22 protein-coding genes are annotated in these 19,030 nt (G+C 66.5%); 9 read left to right on the forward strand and 13 right to left on the reverse strand.

Features of this window, described 5'->3' with window-relative positions; genetic code table 11:
- The coding region (locus TNMX_RS12400) for a DCC1-like thiol-disulfide oxidoreductase family protein (RefSeq protein ID WP_052037962.1) at positions 1-341 on the forward strand (341 nt) is incomplete at its 5' end.
- Between the two features lie 63 nt (positions 342-404).
- On the opposite strand, the gene TNMX_RS06500 is transcribed toward TNMX_RS12400, so the two are convergent.
- The 10 genes from TNMX_RS06500 to TNMX_RS06545 form a co-directional block, all read right to left on the reverse strand.
- The gene (locus TNMX_RS06500) at positions 405-1,400 is read right to left on the reverse strand and encodes an alpha-ketoacid dehydrogenase subunit beta (RefSeq protein ID WP_038030600.1); all 996 of its coding nucleotides are present in this window, start codon (positions 1,398-1,400) and stop codon (positions 405-407) included.
- Positions 1,394-2,434, reverse strand: a complete 1,041-nt coding sequence (gene pdhA, locus TNMX_RS06505) for a pyruvate dehydrogenase (acetyl-transferring) E1 component subunit alpha (protein ID WP_038030601.1) — start codon at positions 2,432-2,434, stop codon at positions 1,394-1,396. Before pdhA ends, TNMX_RS06500 begins: the two co-directional genes overlap by 7 nt.
- Entirely contained in the window at positions 2,431-3,549 is a 1,119-nt protein-coding gene (locus TNMX_RS06510) for a pyridoxal phosphate-dependent aminotransferase (protein WP_038030624.1), read from the reverse strand. Before TNMX_RS06510 ends, pdhA begins: the two co-directional genes overlap by 4 nt.
- A 20-nt stretch (positions 3,550-3,569) precedes the next feature.
- Positions 3,570-4,481, reverse strand: coding sequence for an ABC transporter ATP-binding protein (locus TNMX_RS06515; RefSeq protein WP_015717243.1), 912 nt, complete (start codon positions 4,479-4,481; stop codon positions 3,570-3,572).
- On the reverse strand, positions 4,481-5,242 hold the full coding sequence (locus TNMX_RS06520; protein ID WP_015717244.1) for a hypothetical protein: 762 nt from the start codon (positions 5,240-5,242) through the stop codon (positions 4,481-4,483). Before TNMX_RS06520 ends, TNMX_RS06515 begins: the two co-directional genes overlap by 1 nt.
- A gap of 8 nt (positions 5,243-5,250) precedes the next feature.
- Complete coding sequence (locus TNMX_RS06525; protein WP_015717245.1) at positions 5,251-6,003, reverse strand: ABC transporter; 753 nt, start codon at positions 6,001-6,003, stop codon at positions 5,251-5,253.
- A 10-nt stretch (positions 6,004-6,013) separates the two neighbouring features.
- Positions 6,014-6,646, reverse strand: a complete 633-nt coding sequence (locus tag TNMX_RS06530) for a radical SAM protein (RefSeq protein WP_253269378.1) — start codon at positions 6,644-6,646, stop codon at positions 6,014-6,016.
- Positions 6,647-6,916: 270 nt separating this feature from the next.
- Positions 6,917-8,053, reverse strand: a complete 1,137-nt coding sequence (locus TNMX_RS06535) for an MFS transporter (RefSeq protein WP_015717247.1) — start codon at positions 8,051-8,053, stop codon at positions 6,917-6,919.
- Positions 8,054-8,066: 13 nt separating this feature from the next.
- The gene (locus TNMX_RS12615; RefSeq protein WP_081454917.1) at positions 8,067-9,041 is read right to left on the reverse strand and encodes a hypothetical protein; all 975 of its coding nucleotides are present in this window, start codon (positions 9,039-9,041) and stop codon (positions 8,067-8,069) included.
- 323 nt (positions 9,042-9,364) lie between these two features.
- Entirely contained in the window at positions 9,365-10,828 is a 1,464-nt protein-coding gene (locus TNMX_RS06545) for a hypothetical protein (protein ID WP_015717249.1), read from the reverse strand.
- A 101-nt stretch (positions 10,829-10,929) separates the two neighbouring features.
- Here TNMX_RS06545 and TNMX_RS06550 point away from each other — a divergent pair, with 101 nt between their 5' ends.
- Positions 10,930-11,154, forward strand: a complete 225-nt coding sequence (locus TNMX_RS06550; protein ID WP_008632330.1) for a CopG family transcriptional regulator — start codon at positions 10,930-10,932, stop codon at positions 11,152-11,154.
- Positions 11,151-11,546 (forward strand): type II toxin-antitoxin system VapC family toxin, encoded by a 396-nt coding sequence (locus tag TNMX_RS06555; protein ID WP_008632333.1) that lies wholly within the window; start codon positions 11,151-11,153, stop codon positions 11,544-11,546. The genes TNMX_RS06550 and TNMX_RS06555 overlap by 4 nt, the downstream gene beginning before the upstream one ends.
- On the opposite strand, the gene tpiA is transcribed toward TNMX_RS06555, so the two are convergent.
- Genes tpiA through gap form a run of 3 tightly spaced genes read right to left on the reverse strand, consistent with a single transcriptional unit; the run spans position 11,543 to position 14,516 of the window.
- The gene (tpiA, locus tag TNMX_RS06560) at positions 11,543-12,295 is read right to left on the reverse strand and encodes a triose-phosphate isomerase (protein ID WP_038030606.1); all 753 of its coding nucleotides are present in this window, start codon (positions 12,293-12,295) and stop codon (positions 11,543-11,545) included. The genes TNMX_RS06555 and tpiA overlap by 4 nt on opposite strands.
- Positions 12,296-12,350: 55 nt before the next feature.
- Positions 12,351-13,520 (reverse strand): phosphoglycerate kinase, encoded by a 1,170-nt coding sequence (gene pgk / locus TNMX_RS06565; protein WP_038030608.1) that lies wholly within the window; start codon positions 13,518-13,520, stop codon positions 12,351-12,353.
- Positions 13,521-14,516 (reverse strand): type I glyceraldehyde-3-phosphate dehydrogenase, encoded by a 996-nt coding sequence (gap, locus tag TNMX_RS06570; protein WP_038030610.1) that lies wholly within the window; start codon positions 14,514-14,516, stop codon positions 13,521-13,523. It lies immediately after the preceding gene.
- A 186-nt stretch (positions 14,517-14,702) separates the two neighbouring features.
- On the opposite strand from gap, the gene TNMX_RS06575 reads away from it, so the two are divergent.
- The 6 genes from TNMX_RS06575 to TNMX_RS06600 form a co-directional block, all read left to right on the forward strand.
- Positions 14,703-15,308, forward strand: a complete 606-nt coding sequence (locus TNMX_RS06575) for a biotin transporter BioY (protein ID WP_019550159.1) — start codon at positions 14,703-14,705, stop codon at positions 15,306-15,308.
- A 1-nt stretch (position 15,309) separates the two neighbouring features.
- A complete protein-coding gene (locus TNMX_RS06580; RefSeq protein ID WP_038030612.1) occupies positions 15,310-16,020 on the forward strand; it encodes a carbon-nitrogen hydrolase family protein in 711 nt (236 codons plus the stop codon).
- 1 nt (position 16,021) lies between these two features.
- Complete coding sequence (gene smpB / locus TNMX_RS06585) at positions 16,022-16,456, forward strand: SsrA-binding protein SmpB (RefSeq protein WP_038030614.1); 435 nt, start codon at positions 16,022-16,024, stop codon at positions 16,454-16,456.
- Entirely contained in the window at positions 16,453-17,598 is a 1,146-nt protein-coding gene (locus TNMX_RS06590; protein ID WP_038030616.1) for an N-acetylmuramoyl-L-alanine amidase, read from the forward strand. The genes smpB and TNMX_RS06590 overlap by 4 nt, the downstream gene beginning before the upstream one ends.
- Before the next feature lie 2 nt (positions 17,599-17,600).
- Positions 17,601-18,098, forward strand: coding sequence for a GerMN domain-containing protein (locus tag TNMX_RS06595; RefSeq protein WP_038030618.1), 498 nt, complete (start codon positions 17,601-17,603; stop codon positions 18,096-18,098).
- Positions 18,095-19,030, forward strand: a 936-nt coding sequence (locus TNMX_RS06600; protein ID WP_038030620.1) for an AAA family ATPase, incomplete at its 3' end; no start/stop codon positions are given. The genes TNMX_RS06595 and TNMX_RS06600, both read left to right, overlap by 4 nt.

Raw genomic sequence — 19,030 nt, forward strand, 5'->3', positions numbered from 1 at the left:
TCCGCCTGGACCTTCTTGGCCTCTGCCAGGTTACCTCGTACCGCAAAGACTCAGGCTTCGAAGGCTTCGGCCTCACATCCCAAGCCCTAGATCGAGAAATCCACGTGGTATGGCAAGCAGGGGAGAAACATGAGGTTGCCCGAGGCTTCGACGCCCTCGTCTTGCTGGCCAAATTCCTTCCTCCCCTCTGGCCTTTCCTGCCTGCGCTTGCCCTCCTCAAGTTAACCGGCCTCGGGCCTAAGGTGTACCGCTGGCTTGCGGAAAACCGAACACTTATCCCAGACATAGGATGTAAGGGTGGAGCGTGCACCCCAAAGGACACGCGGTTTCCCCTCGAATAAGGGCACTACCCCCCTGGCTCGTCGACTCCCCAGCCGCGCCCAAGCCTCTTGAACTGGACCGCCCTAGTAGGTGAGCACCCGCCTTAAGGCCGCCAGCACCCGGCGAGCGTTGGGGCGATAGTGGTGCTCGATGGCGCTGAAGGGAGGATAGGGGGCATCGTAACCCGCCACCCGCACCACAGGAGCCTGGAGGTGGTCGATAGCCCCCTCGGCGATCCGGGCGGCGATCTCGGCCCCAAATCCTCCGGTGCGCATGGCCTCGTAGACCACCACCGCCCGGCCGGTTTCCCGAACGGCTTCCAGAAGGGTGTCCTCGTCCAAAGGGACCAGGGTTTCCAGGTCCACCACCATGACCTCCACACCCTCCCGAGCCGCTACTTCCGCCGCCTCCAGCATCACCTCCACCATGCCCCCGTAGCCGATCAGGGTGGCATGCTTCCCTTCCCGCACCACCCGGGCCCTGCCCAAGGGGAGGGTATAGTAGCCCTCAGGCACCGCGGCCCGGGCTCCCCGGTAAAGCTTGATGGCCTCCAGGAAGAAGACGGGGTCCTCGTCCTCTATGGCGGCGAGGAGGAGGCCTTTGGCCCTTTCAGGGCTCGAGGGAATCACCACCTTAACCCCAGGGGCATGCGCCAGAAGGGCTTCAGGGGAGTCCGCATGCTGTTCGGGAGTGTGCACCCCTCCCCCATAAGGAGCCCGCACCACCACAGGGAGACCCACCCGCCCCCGGGAACGATGGCGCCAGCGGCCCAGGTGGGAAAGGATCTGGTCCAGGGCTGGGTAGAGAAAACCAGCGAACTGGATCTCCGCCACAGGTCGCATCCCTCCCATGGCGAGGCCAATGGCCAGGCCCAGGATGCCGCTTTCCGCCAGGGGGGTATCGAACACCCGGCCCTCGCCGTATTTGGCCTGGAGGCCCTCCGTAACCCGGAACACCCCCCCAAGCCGTCCCACGTCCTCCCCGAAGACCAAAACCCGCTCGTCCCGAGCCAAGGCCAGGTCCAGGGCCTCGTTGATGGCCTGGACCAGGTTCAGCACCCTGGCCTTTTCCGCTACCATAGCTCCTCCACGTGCTTCCCTTGCCTCAAGGCCTCCCAGGCCCGCTTCTGGTCAGGACCCATTTCCTTGTAGACGTGCTCCACAATCCTCTCAGGGCTGGGCTCGGGAGCCTGGTCGGCCAAGGCCAGCTCCCGAGCAAACTCCTCCTCCAGCTCCCTCAAAAGAACCTCCTCCGCATCCCCATCCCAAAGCCCCGCCGCCTCCAGGGCCTTGCGGAGGCGCAGGATGGGATCCTTGGAGCGCCAGGCTTCCTCCTCCTCCCGCGTGCGGTAGCGGCTCGGGTCGTCGGAGGTGGTGTGGGGGGCCAGGCGGTAGGTGAGGGCCTCGAGGAGGGTGGGGCCCTCCCCCTTCCGTGCCCGTTCCACCGCCTTCCTGGCCTCCAGGTAAACGGCCACGGCGTCGTTGCCGTCCACCACCACCCCGGGAATCCCATACCCCTCCGCCCTCCTGGCGATGAAGTCCACCCGCATTTGCCGGCTCCGGGGCACGCTGATGGCGTAGCCGTTGTTCTGCACCAGGAAGAGGACCGGGGCATCAAAAACCGCGGCAAAGTTAAGCCCCTCGTGGAAATCCCCTTCGCTGGTCCCGCCATCCCCGATGGAGGTGGCCACTACCCAGTCCTCCCCCCGGTACCGGCCCGCCAGGGCCAGACCCACCGCCTGGGGAATCTGGGTGGCGATGGGGATATAGGGATTCACCGCCCGTACCTCCTCGGGAAAGCGCCAGCCTGCGGGGTGGGCCCGCCAGTAAAGGATCAGGACGTGGATGGGAAGCCCCCGGGCCAGGAGCAGGGCGGACTCCCGGTAGCTGGGCACCACCCAGTCCCTCTCCCCCAAGGCCAGGGCCACCCCCACCTGGGCCGCCTCCTGGCCCATAAAGGGGGCATAGACCCCAAGCCGCCCCTGGCGCTGAAGAAGGAGGGCCTTCTCGTCGAAAAACCGGGCCCGGCGCATGGCCCGGTAGAGGGCAAGGGCTTCCCCCTCCTTAAGGGGAAGCTCTCCTCTATCCAGGTACTGGACTACCTTGGGTTTCACGCAGGGGAGTTTACCACGGCGGCCAGGCGGTCCAGGGCCAGGGAGATCTCCTCCTCGCTCTTGCAGAAGGCAAAGCGGAAAAGCCCAGGAGGAGGGTCTTCCCGGTAGAAGGCGCTGGCGGGAATCAAGGCCACCCTGGCTGCTTCCACCAGCTGGAAGGCATCAAAGCCGGGAAGCTCGGCCATGAGGAAGTAGGTACCCTCAGGCTCGTAAGCCTTGAGGCCCATGGACCTGAGCCCGGAAAGGAGCAGGTCCCGCCTCTTCCGGTAGCCTTCCCGCAAGGCCTCGTAAAACCCCTCTTTCCGGGCCAGCCTCAAGGCCTCCGCCACCCCCGCCTGCAGGGGGCTTGGAGCGGAGAAGCTGGTCCACTGGCGCATCCCCGCCAGGGCGGGCATGAACTCCTGGGGCCCCACGATCCAGCCCACCCGGTAACCCGTGGCCTCGAGGCGCTTCCCCGCACTCCCCACGGTAAAGGTGCGCTCGGGAGCGAACTCCCTCAGGCGTCTTGGCCTCTGCCCAAAGTAAAGCTCGTCGTACACCTCGTCGGAAACCAGGAAGAGGTCGTGCCTTTGGGCCAAGGTTGCCAGGGCCCTTAGCTCCTCCTCGCCGAACACCAGGCCCGTGGGGTTCATGGGGGCGTTGAGGAGGAGGGCCCGGGTGCGCGGGGTGATGGCCTCTTCCAGGGCCTTTAGGTCCAGGCGGAAGCCCTCCTGGGTAAGCCCAAGGCGCACCAGCCGCACCCCGGCCCCGGCCAGGAAAGCGTCGGGCAGGTACACGTCAAAGAAGGGCTCCAGGACCACCACCTCCTCCCCCGGCCCCACCAAGCTCTGGAGGAGGACATAGAGGGCCTCCGTGGCCCCTGAGGTCACCACCACCGCCTCCGGCTCCACCCCGAACTCCTCGGCTAGGGCCTCCCGCAAGGGGGGAAACCCGGCGGGGGGAGCGTACTGGTCGTAGCGGCCCAGGGCCCGCCGCACCGCCTCGAGGAGAAAGGCCGGAGGAGGGTTGGAGGGAAAGCCCTGGCCCAGGTTTACCGCCCCAAGGCGCTGGGCGAGCTGGCTCATCCTGGGGAAGATGCTCTCCTTGGCCGCCTCGGTGCGGGGGTGGAGGCGCATGGGGATAGGGTAGCGCAAAGTTATGCGCTGGGGGAAGGGCGGGCCTCCCCGAAGAGGTGGAGGAAGAGGGCCTCGAGGCTCGGCGTCCCCCGGGAGACCTCCAACACTTCCACGGGGAGGGTTCCCAAGACCTCCCGCAGCGCCTCCCACGGCCCCAGGAAGAAGAGGACCTCGGGGCCTTCCGCACTCCAGCCGGGGCCCAGGGCCTTGAGGAGGGCCTCCGCCTTGGGCTCGGCGAGGCGCACCCGGTACCCCTCCCCGGCCCAGTCCCGGAGGAGGGCCCGGGTGGGGCCCTGCCGCCGCACCTCCCCCCGGTGGAGGAAGGCCACCCGGTCGCTCACCCGCTCCACCACCTCGAGGTCGTGGGAGGTGAGGAGGATACCCCAGCCCTCCTTCTTAAGCTCCAGGAGGATCCCCTCAAACTCCCTCCGGCTCACGGGGTCCAGGCCCAGGGTAGGCTCGTCCAGGAGGAGGAAGCGGGGCTTGAGGGCCAGGGCCAGGGCCAAGGCCGCCTTCTGCTGCATGCCCCGGGAGAGGGAGGCGAGGGGGGCGTGGAGGCGGTCCTTTAGGCCGAAGCGCTCCAGCCAGGCCTCAAACCGGGGGCGGACTTCCTTTGGGGGAAGCCCCCGGATGCCCCCGAAGTAGAGGGCGTTCACCAGGAGGCTCAGGTTGACGTAGAGGTTGCGGCTTCCCTCCAGGAGGACGCCGAACTCGTGGCCCTGGGGCCTGCGCCGCGCCCCGCCCTCTTCCAGGACCACCTCTCCCGCGTCGGGGAGGAGGAGGCCGAGGACGACCTTGATGAGGGTGGTCTTGCCCGCCCCGTTGGGGCCCAAAAGGCCCAGGATCTCCCCGGCCCCAAGCTCCAGGCTCACCCCCTTGAGGGCCTCCAGCTTGCCGAAGCGCTTGTGGACGTTCTGCACCAAAAGCCGCATCAGTACCTCCCTAATAGGCCCCTCCGCCGCACCGCCGCGTAGACCCAGGCCATGGCGAAAAGCCCCGCCCCGAGAAAGAGGAGGGCCTGCACGAAGGCGAGGAGGAGAAGCCCGGGGAACGCCCCCTCCCCGGTGAGGGCGAGCTTCAGGAGCTGCGTCCCTGGGGCAAAGGGGAGGGGGGTCATCCAGGGAGCGAAGCGAACCAGGGAGAAGAAGTAGGGCAGGAAAAGGAACTGGACGATGGTGAAGAAGCCCTCCACCCGCTTGAAGTGAAGGGCGAGGGCCCCCATGCCCAGAGCGAAGCCTAGGGCGGCGAGGTAGAGAAGCAAAAGGCTCAAAGGCCACCAGGGGGCGGGGGCGAGCCGCACCCCGAGGAGAAGGGCGAGGGGAAGGAGGACAAGAGCGCTTGTGGTGATGCCCTGAAGTCCCCGTACGAGGGCGCGCAGGAGGAGCTGTCGGAGAAGCCCTCCCCGGGCCAGGCCCAGATGCTCCAGGGTGCCTAAGGCGGCCTCGGACTGGACGGAATAGGCGATGGACTGAAAGGTGCCCACCACCAGGTTGAAGGCGGCGAAGACCAGGAGGAGGGGGCCCAGGTCCAGACCTAGGCTCGCCAGCCCCTCGGGGGTCAGGTTCTCCAGGCCGAGGACCATGGAGTAGAAGAAGAGGATGGAGGCCAAAAGCCCCGCCAGGGTGTCAAACCAGTAGCGCCTGGTCAGGTTCCACTCCAGGAGAAACTCGCTCCAGAGTTGCCAGCAGAGCATCACACCTCCTAGAACCTCCCCAATATACCCCGCCTGCGCACCAGGCGGTACATGTAGGCCATGGCCCAAAGCCCCAGGGCGAAGAGGAGGAGCCCTTGAAAGAGGGCCAGGCCCAACAGGCCCCAAGGCGCCTCCGCCCCTGAGAGGCTAAGCCGCAGGAGGTGCACCCCGGGGGCGAAGGGCAGGTGGGCCATCCAGGGCTCAAACCGGACCAGATAAAAGAAGTAGGGCAGGAAGAGGAACTGGACGATGGTGAAAAACTCGTCCACCTGCTTGAAGTACAAGGCAGTGGCCCCCATGAGGAGGCCGAAGCCCAAGGCGGCCAGGAAAAGGGGCAAGAACCCCAAAGGCCAGCGGGCCAGGGGGCCTAGGGTCACGCCGAAGGCCAAGGCCAAGGGTAGGAGGACCAAAAGGCTCCAGAGAACCCCGAATAGGCTTTGCACCAGGGCCCGAAGGAGGAGCTGGCGCAGGAGGCCTCCCCGGGCCAGGGCCATGTGTTCCAGGGTCCCCAGTTGCGCCTCGCCCTGGACCGTGTAGGCGATGGACTGGAAGGTGAACAAGGTGAGGTTGAAGGCCGTGAAGACCAGAAGCAGGGGGCCTGGGTCCAAGAAGCGGGCCTCCTCGGGGGTAAGCCGGCTAAAGCCCAAAAGGATTGCGTAGAAGTAGAGGAGGCTCCCCCCCAGGTTTGCCAGCGTGTTGAACCAGTAACGCCGGGTTCGGGCCCAAGAGAGCAGGAACTCGCTCCAAAGCGGCCAGAGCATGCAGACCTCGCTAAAGATGTGGATGGCAGCAGGAAGTTTCTTGGCACCTGGTAGTGAGGCTCGCGCTGTACTCCACGCGGTTCCTCTCGGCTACCTCCAAGAACCCCTGGGATAGCCTCTGGACGACATCCCAGGCCAGGGTGGGCTCACCGCCAAACCAGGTGACGAAGAACTTGCTGAGGCGGGGGGCTTTTTGAGCGAAGACCTCCAGGAGCTTGGCCTGAACCGCTTCGGTCATGCGGCTCACCCGGTGCCGCTGGAAGCAGTAGTCGCAGCCGAAGTTGCAGTCTATGGTGGGACAGATCGTTAGGCTCCAGGCCTCCGTGGTGTAGCGCTGCCGCAGGTGGAGGGTCTTAAGGTAGGCCAGCTCGTCAAAGTTCTCGGGAACGACGAAGCGGCCTTCCACGAGCCCCTGGTCTACAGGGTTCTTGGGGTCCAAGGGCTCCCCCTTGACCAGGGCCGTGTAGCGCGCCCATCCTTCTGAATCCAAGACGGCCAGGCCACCGGAGAGGGAGTTGAAGGCGAGCTTCTCGCCCGTGAGCAGGGTGTGGAAGTGGTTGAAGCGGCTCGGCTTATAGGCTGCCCCTCCCCGGGCTGGTGCCTGGGCGGGTTCATGGAGGTTCACCACGAGTAGCTGCAACATCCCGTCTTGCATGCCCTTTCACCCCTCTCGGCCATCCTCAGGCTGGCCTTAAGGTAGCAAGGGGAAGGTAACGCTCGCGTAACTCAGAAGACTCTCATAAAGACCCCAGGGCGTTACGCGGAGGTTACGTAAGCCTGGGTAGCCTTTAAACATGCAGTTCCTGTGGCTTCTCCTCGCCCTCCTCGGGGGCTCTGGGGTCCTTCCCCAATGCCTCGCCCCCCACTGCCCGCCCCCGGGGCCGGGGCTTTAAGTGTCCGTACTAGCCTGCCTTCACCGCCACCCCCTTCCCGCCCAGGGGGCGAGGGCGAGGAGGAGCCCTCCGGCCAGGAGGAAGGGAAGGGGGAGGGCCACCCCCGCCAGGGCCCCGCCTAAGAGGGGGCCTAAGGGGGCCAGGGCTCCGCTCAGGAAGAGAAAGCCTCCCGCCACCCGGCCCCGAAGCTCCGGGGGGGCCTGGCTCAGGCGCACCGCCCCGGCCACCGCGCCGAAGAGGGCGCCCCCAGCCCCCAGGAGAAAGGTCAAACCCGCGAGGAGGGGCCAGGGGGGAAGCAGGGCGGTCCCCAGGAGGCCTAGCCCCGCGAGGCCCAGGGCGAGCCTCAGGGTACCTCCTTCTCCTAACCGCCCCAGGACCGCCCCTACCAAGAGCCCTCCCAAGGCCCCCCCGAGGCTCTGGACTGCGCCCAGGAGGCCCAGGATCCAGGAGACCTCCCCCAGGCTCCGCAGAACCACAAAGGGCAGGAGGCCGGCGAAGAAGGCGTAGGCCAGGCCCAGGAGGGCCTCCTGGAGCAGGAGAGGACGGAGGGAGGGGCTTTCCCAAAGGAAGCGCAAGCCCAAGAGGCTTCCCCCCTCTGGTCTCACCGAGGATCTTGGGGGCAGGGGAAGGGCGCGGTAGAGCCCGGCCGCGAGGAAGAGGAGCCCGCTTCCCAGGCCGACGGTCCAGGGGCGGCTTCGGGTGAAGAGGAGACCTGCGGCCAGATCGGAAAGGGCGTCGGCAGCGGCATAGAAGGCCCCCAGCTGCCCCCGGGCCCGAGCCAGGGCCTCCTTGGGGAGGAGGTCGGCGAGGAGGGCCCCGGCGGCCACCATCCGCAGGGCCTCCAGGAAGGCGAAGAGGAAGCCCAAGAGGTAGAGGGGGAGGGGAGAGGGGGCGCTGAGGAGGGGGAGGAGGGCCAGGGTGAGCCCTCCCTGGCCCAAGGCGGCCAGGAGGAGGAGCCTTCCCCTAGGCCACCGGTCGGCCAGATGCCCCCCGTAGAGGGCGAAGAGGGGCTCGGCCAGGAGGCGGAAGGCCAGGGCTAGGCTGGCCTCTAGGGGGCTCAAGGCCCCAAGAGCGGTGAGGGCGGCGTGGGCGAAGTAGAAGAACCCCGCCCCGAAGAGGCGGAAGGCTTCCAGAGCAAGGAGCGGGGCCACAAGCATTAGAGGACGCTTGTCATGAAGAGAAGCCTGTTACTTCCCAGACGACCCCATTTGTGGGAGAGCAAACTAGCATCTTTTCCCCATCTGGGGTGAAGCGCACGCAAGTCGGAGAGGGCAAGCCCCTCACAACCGGGGGATCAAATGCATAGCTTCTAGATTCCTGCGGATCTAGGGCAATTATAGTTCCTTGAATTGGTTGTGTGACGTACAGCAGGTGGTTGTAGGGATGGCCAATGATACCTCCGAGCTCACCCAAATCGTAACCGATCGTGTGCCTTTCTGCTATCTCTAAGGCACTCTGGGGCCTAGAGTTTTGCTCCTCAAGTGGAAACACCACTACGCGTCCTAGGCTCGAAATCGCCAGAACGAGGGTATCCTCTACATCGGGTAGGAAGGTTGTCCATGAGTTTTTACTGCACTTACTTGCAAAGGCGCTCCAGTTTTCTGGCCAAGTTTCTGGAGGGGTAAACCCTTCGGTACCCACCGAACGCCGACTCGGGATGTCTATGATCACGGGGGTTGGCGTTCCGGTAGTAATCTCGCTGACAAGGCCCCTGACATCTTCCAGAGAGTCAGACCGAGCTGACGAGACTACGAAGATACGATGGCTTCCTTTCCTACTTCTAACACAAGTGATGCTATAAGGCCTTATCAGGCCAGAGCAAAAGACTGGCATTTGGGAGGCAGGTCCACCATGTGTGATGTCAACCACCCTTTCGCCCCAAAACTCTGAAAGAATAATCCTGCCGTCGGGCAACGGGCACATGCTGGAGGGCCCCTGGAGCCCCCAGGCAAAGGGCTTGGCCTCCTCCATGTCCCCGCCCTTGGTGACGTCCTTCACCTTGCCCGTGGTGCGCTCCACCACCAGGAGCCTGCCGTCCGGGGTCCACTCCATGTGGGTGGGCGCGTGCAGGTTCCAGGCGAAGGGCCTCACGTGAACCCGCCGCGTCCGGCCGCCGACCTTGACCTCCTGCACTTCCTTGAGCATCTCCTTCACCCCCTTACGGGTTAGCCTCAGGGTAGCAAGAGGAAGGTAACGCCCGCGTAACTCAGAAGACTCTCATAAAGACCCCAGGGCGTTACGCGGAGGTTACGTAAGCCTGGGTAGCCTTTAAACATGCAGTTCCTGTGGCTTCTCCTCGCCCTCCTCGGGGGCTCTGGGGTCCTTCCCCAGTGCCTCGCCCCCCACTGCCCGCCCCCGGGGCTTGGGCTCTAAGCGCCACTTCGGCTTTGCAACATGGGATGCCCAAGCCGGGGCTGTGGGAATACCTTTTGGGGCCCCCACCGCGGCCAAAGCTGCGGTGGGGTACCTTAGAGGCCCCACTCCCTCCTGAGCCTTTCCACCCGGGCCTGGGCGATGGGAAGGCGGGGGTCTTGGGAGGGTAGCCTCTCCAGGAGGGCCTCCCAGACCCCCAGGTCCTCCCCCAGGCGCTCGGCCAGGAGGAAGAGGCTTTCCACCTCGCCCTGGGCCAAGACCGCCCGCCTCAGGGCCTCTTCCAGCTCCGCCCTCAGGGCCTCCACCCCCGGGGCCTGGCTCTGGGGGAGGAGGGGGCCCCGGTAGCGGGCAAGGGCCCCGCTCAGGTCTCCTTGACGCAGGGCCCCCCATACTTCCAAGAAGTCCGCCTGTAGGGCCTGGGCCAGGCGGTAGGGCCGGCTTTTCACGGCAAGCCCCCGTTGCCTCAGGCGGAGCACCTCCATGCGGAGGGCGGGCCCGTTGGCCTCCCCGTAGAGGGCCAGGGCCAGCTCCTCCCCCCTCCACCCCTCCTTCCGGGCGAGGAGGAGGACGAGGAGCTCCGCCTGGCGCAGGGGGAGGGGCTTGCCCCCAAGCCTTGGCTCTCCCAGGGCCTGGAAGTGGGCCGAGGGGCTTGCGGCCCAGAGGAGCTCCTGCCCCCTCCGGGAGAGCTCCCCCAGGAGGGGGTGGGGCCTTCCCAGGAAGAGGAGGCCCCGCATGGCCTCCTCCGCCACCTCCTCCAGGAGGAGGGGCAGGGTCTTGGCCACCCCTTCCTCGTCCTCCCGGTAGAGCCCTTCGGCCAAGGCGAGGAGGGCCTGGGTGAGGGGCTCCTTGGCCCAGGGCCTCGCCGCCAGGAGGAAGGGGAGGACCTCCTTCCCCAGGAGGCGCACCCCGGCGGGGGCGAGGTAGGGAAGGGCGGGAAGAGGGGCCTCGCCAAGGGCCTTCCGCAGGTAGGCCCTCCCCGAGGCCTCCTCCCCCTGGAGGAAGCGCAGGTGGGCCATGAGGAAGCGGGCGTAGAGCCCCGTGCCCCCCTCCAGGGCCAGGAGTTCCACCTGCCGGAGGAGGTCGGGGAGGGGAGGGTCCTCCTCGGCGAGGAGGGCGAGCCAGGCCCACTCCAGGAGGGCGAAGGGGCCAAAGCCCCGGGCAAGGGCAAGAGCGGCGTAGCCCAGGGCCTCCCTGAGGCGGCCAAGCCCCCTTAGGGCGCGGGCCAGGGCGAAGGCGAGGCGGGCCTCGGCCTTGGGGTCTCCCTGGAAGCGGTGGAGGGCCTCCTCCAGGGCCAGGGCCCCCGCCTTTGGAGGGAGGGCCAGGCCCAGGTGGTAGAGGGTGAGGGGGGTCTGGGCCCTTCGGGCGGCCTCCAGGGCCAGGGCGCGGTAGGCCCGAAGGTTCCCCTTACGGGCCTCTACGAAGCCTAGAAGGGCCAGGCGCTCGGCCTCCGGGAGGCCTTCTTGGGAAGTTTGGAGGAGGGCTTCCGCCTCCCGGTCCCGCCCTTCCTCCAGGAGGCGGAGGGCGGGGGCCAGGGGGCTTGCCGGGAAATCCAGGGCCATGGAGCCATTTTAGACGTGTGAGGGCCTGAGCTTCCGCCCCTGCGGCTCTGACCCTCGAGGTCCGCTGACGACACCTACCATATAAGGTGTACAGTGAAGACATGGAGAAGACGACCCTCTACCTCCCCCCTGAGCTTCACCGCGCCCTAAAGGAGGCCGCGCGGCGGGAGGGCAAAAGCCAGGCAGAGCTCATCCGGGAGGCCTTGGCCGCTTACCTTACCCAGCGCCAAAGACCCGCCTTTCGTTCCCTAGGCGTGGGCGAGGACGAGGAGCTCTCCGGGCGCGCCTCCGAGGGGTGGCTGGAAAGGGTCTGGTCCGAGCGATGATCACTCTGGACACCTCCGCCCTCTTCGCCCTCCTGAACCGGAAGGACCCGGACCACGGCCGCGTTAAGGCGCTCCTTCTTTCTGATCCAGGTCCCTACCTGGTGCCCATGGGCATCCTCGCCGAGATCGCCTACCTCGCGGAAAGGCGCCTGGGCCTTGGGGCCCTCGAGGCCTTCCTCCAAGACCTCGAGGCCGGGGCTTTCTCCCTGGAATGCGGGGAAGAAGACCTGCCCCGGGTCAGGGCGCTCGTGGCCCGGTACCGGGACCTGCCCTTGGGCTTTGCCGACGCCGCGGTCGTCGCCGTAGCCGAGCGGAACGGGGGCCTGGTCCTAAGCTTGGACCGGCACCTTCACGTGGTGGCGCAGGAGGGGACCATCCGGGTACTCCCCTAACCCGCGATCCGGAGGAGGGCGAGGAAGCTTTCAAGCTCCAGGCTCGCCCCGCCCACGAGCCCCCCGTCCACGTTGGGCATGGAGAGGAGGTCGGCGAAGTTCTTGGGGTTCACGCTCCCCCCGTAAAGGATCCGCACCCTCCTGGCGAACTCCTCGCCGTAAAGCTCGGCCAGGGCCTGCCGGATGGCCTGGTGCATGGCCTCGGCGTCCTGTGGGGTGGCGTTCCTGCCCGTGCCGATGGCCCAGACCGGCTCGTAGGCAATCACCAAGGCCTCAGGACCCGGGGGGTTCAGGCCCTCGAGGCTTCCCCTTAGCTGGGCCAGGGTATAGGGCACCGCCTCTCCCCTTTCCCTCACCTCCAAGGGTTCCCCCACGCAAAGGATGGGGGTAACCCCCTCCTCCAAAAGCCTTTTCGCCTTCTCCGCCACCAGGGTATCCGTCTCGTGGTGGTAGCGCCGCCTCTCCGAGTGCCCCACGATGGTGTAGCGGCACCCGAGATCGGAAAGCATCCGGGCGGAAACCTCCCCCGTATAGGCGCCTTCCCGGTGGGGGGAGACATCCTGGGCCCCGTAGGCCACCTGGGCACCGGAAAGCACCTCCCTGGCCACGGGAAGCATGGGAAAGGCAGGCAGCACCGCCACCTCGGACTCTAAAGGAGGCAGAAGCCTCCTGAGCTCGGCAAGCCAGACCCTAGCCTCCGAGGGCACCTTGTGCATCTTCCAGTTTCCTGCCACCAAAACCCTGCGCATGCCGCTATCCTACAGGAAAACCCCGCCCCAGGGGGCGGGGCCGGATTAGGTCTTCCTACTCCAGGACCTCAATCCCCGGGAGGGTGCCTTTCTCCAGGTACTCGAGGCTCGCCCCACCCCCGGTGGACACGTGGCTAAACCGGTCCTTAAGGCCCAGGCGGTTCACCGCCGCCACGGAGTCGCCCCCTCCCACCACGGTGAAGGCTCCCTCCAAGGCCGCCACCGCCCGGCCCACCGCCAGGGTACCCTCGTCGAAGGGCGGTACCTCAAAGACCCCCATGGGTCCGTTCCAGAAGACCGTTTTCGCCCCCTTCAAGGCCTCGGCGAAGGCCACCTGGGTCTTGGGCCCGATGTCCAAGCCCATATAGGGCACGGGTATGGCGTCCGCAGGGAAGGTGCGGGTTTCCACCCCAGCCTCGATCCGCTCGGCCGCCACCACATCCACGGGCAGGTGCACCCTCACCCCCAAGGACTCCGCCCGCCGAAGCAGGTCCTTGGCCAGATCCAAGCGGTCCTCCTCCACCAGGCTCTTCCCCACCTCGCCCCCAAGGGCCTTGATGAAGGTGAAGGCCATGGCGCCGCCGATGAGAAGGCGGTCTATGCGGGGCAGAAGGTTTTCTATGACCCCGATCTTGTCGGAAACCTTGGCCCCCCCGATGACCACCGCATAGGGCTTCTCCGGATCCCGGAGGAGCCGGGAAAGAGCCTTCACCTCCTTTTCCATGAGGAGCCCGGCAAAGGAAGGGAGAAGCCTCGCCACCCCCACCACGCTGGCGTGGGCCCGGTGGGCACTGCCAAAGGCATCCAGGACAAAGGCCTCCCCCAGCCGGGCGTAGCGGGCGGCAAGATCGGGGTCGTTCTTCTCCTCCCCTGGCTCGAAGCGCACGTTTTCCAGGAGGGCCACCTCCCCCGGGGCCAGGGCCTCTACCGCCTGGTGCGCCTGGTCGGAACCGGGGCTATGGGGCACGAAGCGGACGCCGGAAAGGTACCGGCCCAAGGCCTCCGCCACCGGGGCCAGGGAGTACTTGGGGTCCACCCCCTTGGGCCGGCCCAGGTGGGAGAGGAGGACCAGGGAAGCTCCGGCCTCGAGGAGGTGGCGCAGGGTGGGAAGGCTTTCCTGGATGCGGGTATCGTCCTGCACCACGCCCTCCTTGATGGGGACGTTGTAGTCCACCCGCACCAGGATGCGCTTCCCCTGGGGGTCCAGGTCCTTTAGGGTGCGCATCTAAACCCCCTTCTTCAGCACCAGCTCCACCAGATCCGCCACCCGGTTGGAGTAGCCCCACTCGTTGTCGTACCAGGCAAAGACCTTCACCAGGTTGCCCAGGGCCTTGGTGAGCTTGCCGTCCACGATGGAGGAGTGGGGATCCATCACGATGTCCTGAAGGACGATCTCATCCTCGGTGTAGGCCAGGATGCCCTTCAAGGGCCCCTCGGCCGCCGCCTTCAGGGCGGCGTTCACCTCTTGTGCGGTCACCTCCCGCCTGAGAAGGGCGGTGATGTCGGAGATGCTCCCCGTGGCCGTGGGCACCCTCAAAGCACTTCCGTCGAAACGGCCCTTCAGGGAAGGAAGTACCAAGGCCGTGGCCTTGGCGGCCCCGGTGGTGGTGGGGATGATGTTGATGGCCGCCGCCCGCGCCCGGCGAAGGTCCTTGTGGGGCAGGTCCAGGACCCGCTGGTCGTTGGTGTAGGAGTGGACGGTGGTCATGAGGGCCTTTTCCACGCCAAAGGCCTCCTCCAAAACCTTCATCACCGGGGCCAGGGAGTTGGTGGTGCAGGAGGCGTTGGAGATGATGTGGTGCCTGGCCGGGTCGTACTGCTCGTGGTTCACCCCCATGACGATGGTGATGTCCTCCCCCTTGGCCGGGGCGGTGATGATGACCTTCTTGGCTCCCGCCTCGAGGTGGGCCTTGGCCTTGTCGGCATCGGTGAACACCCCCGTGGACTCGATGACCACATCCACACCCAGGCTTCCCCAAGGAAGCTCCTTGGGATCCTTGATGGCGGTGGCCCGGATGGCCTTGCCGTCCACGTAAATGTTCTCGTCATCGTACCCCACCTCGCCGGGGAAGCGGTGGTAGATGGAATCGTACTTGAGCAGGTGGGCCAGGGTCCGGTTGTCGGTAAGGTCGTTGATGAGGGCTACCTCCACCCCTCGCCCGTGGAGGATGCGAAACACCTGACGGCCGATTCTGCCGAATCCGTTGATGCCTACCTTCATAGCTTACCTCCCCACGTGGCTCCTCGCCCCCTTACCGTAGGGGTCAAGAGCTATGGCTTCAGTATATCGGCTTTCTCATAAGTGATTGACGGCACTTGCCTTAAGCAAACCCTCCCCCTTGACCCGTCAACCCGAAAAGCGTATTTTCGTTGACGACCACCCCGCGTGGTCCGGGAGGTATGGAAGATGAAAACCGAGGTTCTCCCCTATCCACCCCTGGTTAAAACCCTCTGGCCCCACCGCACCCTGGCCCGGGACCTGGCCCTGATCCTGGCGGGTAGCCTCCTGGTGGCCCTGGCCGCCCGGATCAGCATTCCTTTGCCCTTCACCCCCGTGCCCATCACCGGCCAGACCCTGGCGATCCTCCTGGTGGGAGCAGCGTTGGGAAGCCGTCTTGGCTTCCTGTCCCTCTTGGCCTACCTGGCGGAAGGAGCCATGGGCCTACCCGTCTTTGCCGGGGGTACAGGAGGCTTGGCCAAGATTCTCGGCCCCACCGGGGGCTTCCTCCTGGCCTTCCCCCTGGCCGCAGGCTTGGTGGGGCTACTGGTGGAGCGGTTCGGCCTGGACCGGAGCTTCCTGGGAACCCTTTTGGCCATGCTGGCGGGAAACGCCCTGCTCTACCTGGTGGGGCTTCCCTGGCTTGCCGCCTGGCTCATGGGGGCAGGAAAGTTTGCGGGCACCGGCGCCCTTTTGGCCATGGGGCTTTTCCCCTTCATCCCCGGGGACCTGGTGAAGGCGGTGGTGGCGGCCTTGGTCCTGCCCTCCGCCTGGAAGGTCCTGGGAAGGCGCTAGCGTGCGGCTGGCCCTGGCCCACCTTGGAAGGCAGGAAAGCCTACCTAGGCTTTTAAAGATCCTCGTCCCCCTGGTGCACCAGGCCCGGGAGGAGGGAGCCTTGGCCCTCCTCCTCCCCGAGCTGGTCCTGGGGAGGCAAGGGGAAGAAGACCTTCCCCAAGCCCTCGAGGCCCTGGCCGAGGAAAGCCGCATGAGGGTGGTGGCGGGCTACCTGGCCCAAGGCCCCAGGAACCGGCTTGGCGTCTTCCCCCAGGGTCCCTTCTACGACAAGGTGCATCCCTTCCTGGCCCTGGGGGAGGAAGGGGACGAGGGCGTTGAGCCTGGGGAAGGCCCCGTAATGTGGGCGTTCCAGGGACGAAGGTTCGGGCTTGCCCTTTGCTATGACCTGGATTTCCCCGAACTTTTTCGCAGCTACGCCCTGATGGGCGCCGAGGTTTTTCTGGTGGGCTCGGCCTGGCCCGGGGAGTACCAGGAGCTTCTTGCGGTCCTGGCCCGGGCGAGGGCGGCGGAGAACCAGGCTTACCTCCTCCTCGCCAACCGGGCGGACACGGGAAGCCCGTCCCTGGCGGTGGCCCCCGATGGGCACCTTCTGGCCTCGAGGTGGGAGGAAGGCCTCCTCGTGGTGGACCTGGACCTGGGTTTCCTGGAGGAGTACCGGGCCCGCTACCCCATCCTCCGCCACCGCCGGATAGAGGCCTACCGGCTCTGGTAAGATGGCCTCCGTGCTGGAGAACCGCCGGGCACGGCACGACTACGAGATCCTGGAAACCTACGAGGCGGGGATCGTCCTGAAGGGAACCGAGGTCAAGTCCCTCCGCGCCGGTAAGGTGGATTTCACGGGCAGCTTTGCCAAGTTTGAAAACGGCGAGCTTTACCTGGAAAACCTTTACATCGCTCCCTATGAAAAGGGATCCTACACCAACGTGGACCCCAGGAGAAAGCGCAAGCTTCTCCTTCACCGCCACGAGCTCAACCGGTTAAGGGGCAGGCTGGAACAGAAGGGCCTCACCCTGGTACCCCTTAAGATCTACTTCAACGAAAGGGGCTACGCCAAGGTGCTCCTGGGCCTGGCCCGGGGCAAAAAGGCCTATCAGAGAAAGGAAGACGACAAGAAGCGGGCCGTGCGCCGCGCCCTGGAGGAGCTATGAGGTTTTTTGCCCTAGCCCTGGTTTTCCTTCCCGCCTTGGCCCAGGCTCCAAGACCCCTCCTGGTGGGGGGTGAGGTGGGCCAGGCCCTTTACCCAGGGGGGCGGGGCGTGGCCTACGGGGAGGTGCGCCTGATAGCCCGGGGCCTGGGGCTCGCCCTGTGGCAAGGGGAAGGCCAGGTGGCCCTGGGCCTGGGAAGCCGCTACAAGGTTTTCCCCCTGGTGGAAAACGAGGCCCAGGCCGCCGCCCGGGGGGCCGGCTGGAAACGGGGGCAGGAGGTCTTCGTACCCTTGCGGCCGTTAAGCGAGGCCTTGGGCTTGGAATACCGGGCCCAGGAGGGCATCCTCCTCCAACTGCCCTGGGCCAGGCTTTTGGGGGTGGAGCGGAGGCCGGGCCAGATCCTCCTTCGTTTCTCCCGGGAGGTGAACGCCCTGGTGGAGGGCAGTAGCGTCCTCTTCCTCCTGGCCCAGGGAGAAGGAGCGGGCCTCAGCCAGGAAGCCCGGGGACTTCGCCTCACCCTGGAAACCCCACCCGCTAGGCTTTACTACCCCGGAGGAGGCCAGGTGATCCTGGAGTGGAGCCCCCCAGCCAGACCCAGGCCCACGGTCCTCCTGGACCCCGGCCACGGGGGGAAGGACCCGGGCATCTCGGCAGGAGGGCTTCTGGAGAAGAACCTCACCCTGGACCTGGCCAGGAGGGTGGCCGCCCGCCTGCCCAACGCCCGGCTCTCCCGGGAAGGGGATGAAACCGTGCCCCTCGAGGCCCGCTTGAGCCTGGCCCAGGCAGCCTCGGTGGTGGTTTCCCTCCATGTCACCCAGGGCAGTGCGGTGAACCTCTACCTGCCCAAGGCCCGCTCCACCCCCTTAGCCCAAAACGCCGAAGCCCTTCTGGCCTCGGCCCCGGCAGAGCAAGCCACCTTGCTAAAGGTCTACGCCGGCGACCCACGGCGCCTGGCCGAGGCCCTGGAAAAGGCTTTTTCCGCCCTGGGCATCGTGCTGGCCCGGGCGGAGGGTCCTTACGCCCTCACCGACATCCCCGGTGCGGGGGTGGTCCTGGAGGTGGGAGTGGAACGGTTGAAGACCCCTGAGGCCCGCAACCAGGTGGCGGAGGCCATCGCCCAGGCCATCCGCACCTATCTGGAGTAGCCATGCGCCGACTCTTGACCTTCTGGAACCTCCTTGGCCTCGTCCTCTTCACCTTGGGAGCCTTGGTCTACTGGCAAAGCCAGGGATGGCGGGCTTCATCCGCCCTGCCCTTGCCCTCGGAGGAAACCTCGGCCGCAAACAGCCTGCCCGTGATCCTCTACCTACCCAACCCGCCCCAGGGCCTCCTGAAGGAAACCCGCACCCTCGAGCTGGCCCCCGGGGATACCCCGGAAAACAAGGTCCTGGCCGCCTGGGCCGAGGCCCTTCAAGCCCCCAAGCCCCGGGCCCTCTACCGGCTGGGCAAGCTTTTCGTGGTGGATCTTCCCGCCGACTTTGCCCTGGGTCTGGATGCCAGCCAGGAAGCCCTGCGCCTCTACAGCCTGGCCTATACCCTCCTTTCCACCTTCCCCCAGGCCCAGGAGGTGCGCTTCCTGGTGGAGGGAGAACCCAAGCCGGGCCTAGCCCATCTGGATCTAAGCCAGCCTTTCCGCCTGCCATGAGGGATACCTGGCGCATCGACCGCCTCGTCCTCCAGGGGTTCAAGTCCTTTGCCGAGCGCACCGCCTTGGACTTCCCGGACCCCATCACCGGGATCATCGGGCCCAATGGCTCCGGCAAGAGCAACCTGGTGGAGGCCTTGCGCTTCGTGACCGGAGCCCGCGCCCATGAGCTACGCGGGCAGGAACTTGGCACCTTTCTCTTCCATGGGGGCGAGGGCCGCCCGCCCCAGGCCATGGCGGAGGTCCGCCTGGAGCTTTCCCGGGGAAGGGAAAGGCTTACCGTGGAACGGCGCATCGAAGGGGACCGCTCCCTCTTTCGGGTGAACGGCCGCCCCCTAAGCGCCAAGGCCCTGGCCCTCCACCTTGCGGGCACGGGCCTCGGCCGAGGGGGGTACGCCATCGTGGGCCAGGGGGAGGTGGCCGCCCTCCTGGAAGCCCCCGAGGAAGTCCTGCTGGCCCACCTCGAGGAGGCCGCCGGGCTGAGGCCGGTGGCGGAAGCCGCCCGGTTGGCGGAGAAGGAGCTGCAAGAGGCAAGCCGCCTTCTGGAAGAGCGCGAGCGGGAACTCCAGGAGCTTAAGGCCCAGGCAGAACGGCTTAGGGGGGAAGCAAAGCGGGCCAGGCAGGCCCAGGCCCTGGACCTCGAGGCCCTGGCCCTCAAGGTAAGCCTCCTGGAAGCCCGCATGGAGGAAGCCCAAGCCGAGATGGCGAGGGCCGAGGAGCGGCTTAAGGCCCTGGCCAGGGAGGAAAAAACCCTAGAGAGAGAGCGCCAAGCCCTGGAGCAAAGGCGCCTGGCCCTGGCCTGCGAAGAGGAATCTCTGCGCCAGGAGCTGGAAGCGGTGCGCCTGCGCCTAAAGGAGCGGGAGGGCTTCGAGCGGGAGCTTAAGGAACTTGCCCGGCTGCAAAGGGCCCTGGACCGTCCCCCTCCTGAAGAC

It is taken from the genome of Thermus sp. NMX2.A1, assembly GCF_000511705.1.
Lineage (GTDB): Bacteria > Deinococcota > Deinococci > Deinococcales > Thermaceae > Thermus > Thermus scotoductus.

Excerpts from the sequence above, each read along its gene's own strand:
- smpB (WP_038030614.1), top strand. The coding sequence starts at position 16,022 with ATGGCCTCCGTGCTGGAGAACCGCCGGGCACGGCACGACTACGAGATC.
- TNMX_RS06525 (WP_015717245.1), bottom strand. The coding sequence starts at position 6,003 with ATGCTCTGGCCGCTTTGGAGCGAGTTCCTGCTCTCTTGGGCCCGAACC.
- pgk (WP_038030608.1), bottom strand. The coding sequence starts at position 13,520 with ATGCGCACCCTAAAGGACCTGGACCCCCAGGGGAAGCGCATCCTGGTG.
- TNMX_RS06545 (WP_015717249.1), bottom strand. The coding sequence starts at position 10,828 with ATGGCCCTGGATTTCCCGGCAAGCCCCCTGGCCCCCGCCCTCCGCCTC.
- tpiA (WP_038030606.1), bottom strand. The coding sequence starts at position 12,295 with ATGCGCAGGGTTTTGGTGGCAGGAAACTGGAAGATGCACAAGGTGCCC.
- TNMX_RS06500 (WP_038030600.1), bottom strand. The coding sequence starts at position 1,400 with ATGGTAGCGGAAAAGGCCAGGGTGCTGAACCTGGTCCAGGCCATCAAC.
- TNMX_RS06530 (WP_253269378.1), bottom strand. The coding sequence starts at position 6,646 with ATGTTGCAGCTACTCGTGGTGAACCTCCATGAACCCGCCCAGGCACCA.
- TNMX_RS06595 (WP_038030618.1), top strand. The coding sequence starts at position 17,601 with ATGCGCCGACTCTTGACCTTCTGGAACCTCCTTGGCCTCGTCCTCTTC.
- TNMX_RS06575 (WP_019550159.1), top strand. The coding sequence starts at position 14,703 with ATGAAAACCGAGGTTCTCCCCTATCCACCCCTGGTTAAAACCCTCTGG.
- TNMX_RS06555 (WP_008632333.1), top strand. The coding sequence starts at position 11,151 with ATGATCACTCTGGACACCTCCGCCCTCTTCGCCCTCCTGAACCGGAAG.
- TNMX_RS12615 (WP_081454917.1), bottom strand. The coding sequence starts at position 9,041 with ATGCTCAAGGAAGTGCAGGAGGTCAAGGTCGGCGGCCGGACGCGGCGG.
- TNMX_RS06535 (WP_015717247.1), bottom strand. The coding sequence starts at position 8,053 with ATGCTTGTGGCCCCGCTCCTTGCTCTGGAAGCCTTCCGCCTCTTCGGG.
- TNMX_RS06520 (WP_015717244.1), bottom strand. The coding sequence starts at position 5,242 with ATGCTCTGCTGGCAACTCTGGAGCGAGTTTCTCCTGGAGTGGAACCTG.
- TNMX_RS06510 (WP_038030624.1), bottom strand. The coding sequence starts at position 3,549 with ATGCGCCTCCACCCCCGCACCGAGGCGGCCAAGGAGAGCATCTTCCCC.
- TNMX_RS06590 (WP_038030616.1), top strand. The coding sequence starts at position 16,453 with ATGAGGTTTTTTGCCCTAGCCCTGGTTTTCCTTCCCGCCTTGGCCCAG.
- gap (WP_038030610.1), bottom strand. The coding sequence starts at position 14,516 with ATGAAGGTAGGCATCAACGGATTCGGCAGAATCGGCCGTCAGGTGTTT.
- TNMX_RS06550 (WP_008632330.1), top strand. The coding sequence starts at position 10,930 with ATGGAGAAGACGACCCTCTACCTCCCCCCTGAGCTTCACCGCGCCCTA.
- TNMX_RS06515 (WP_015717243.1), bottom strand. The coding sequence starts at position 4,481 with ATGCGGCTTTTGGTGCAGAACGTCCACAAGCGCTTCGGCAAGCTGGAG.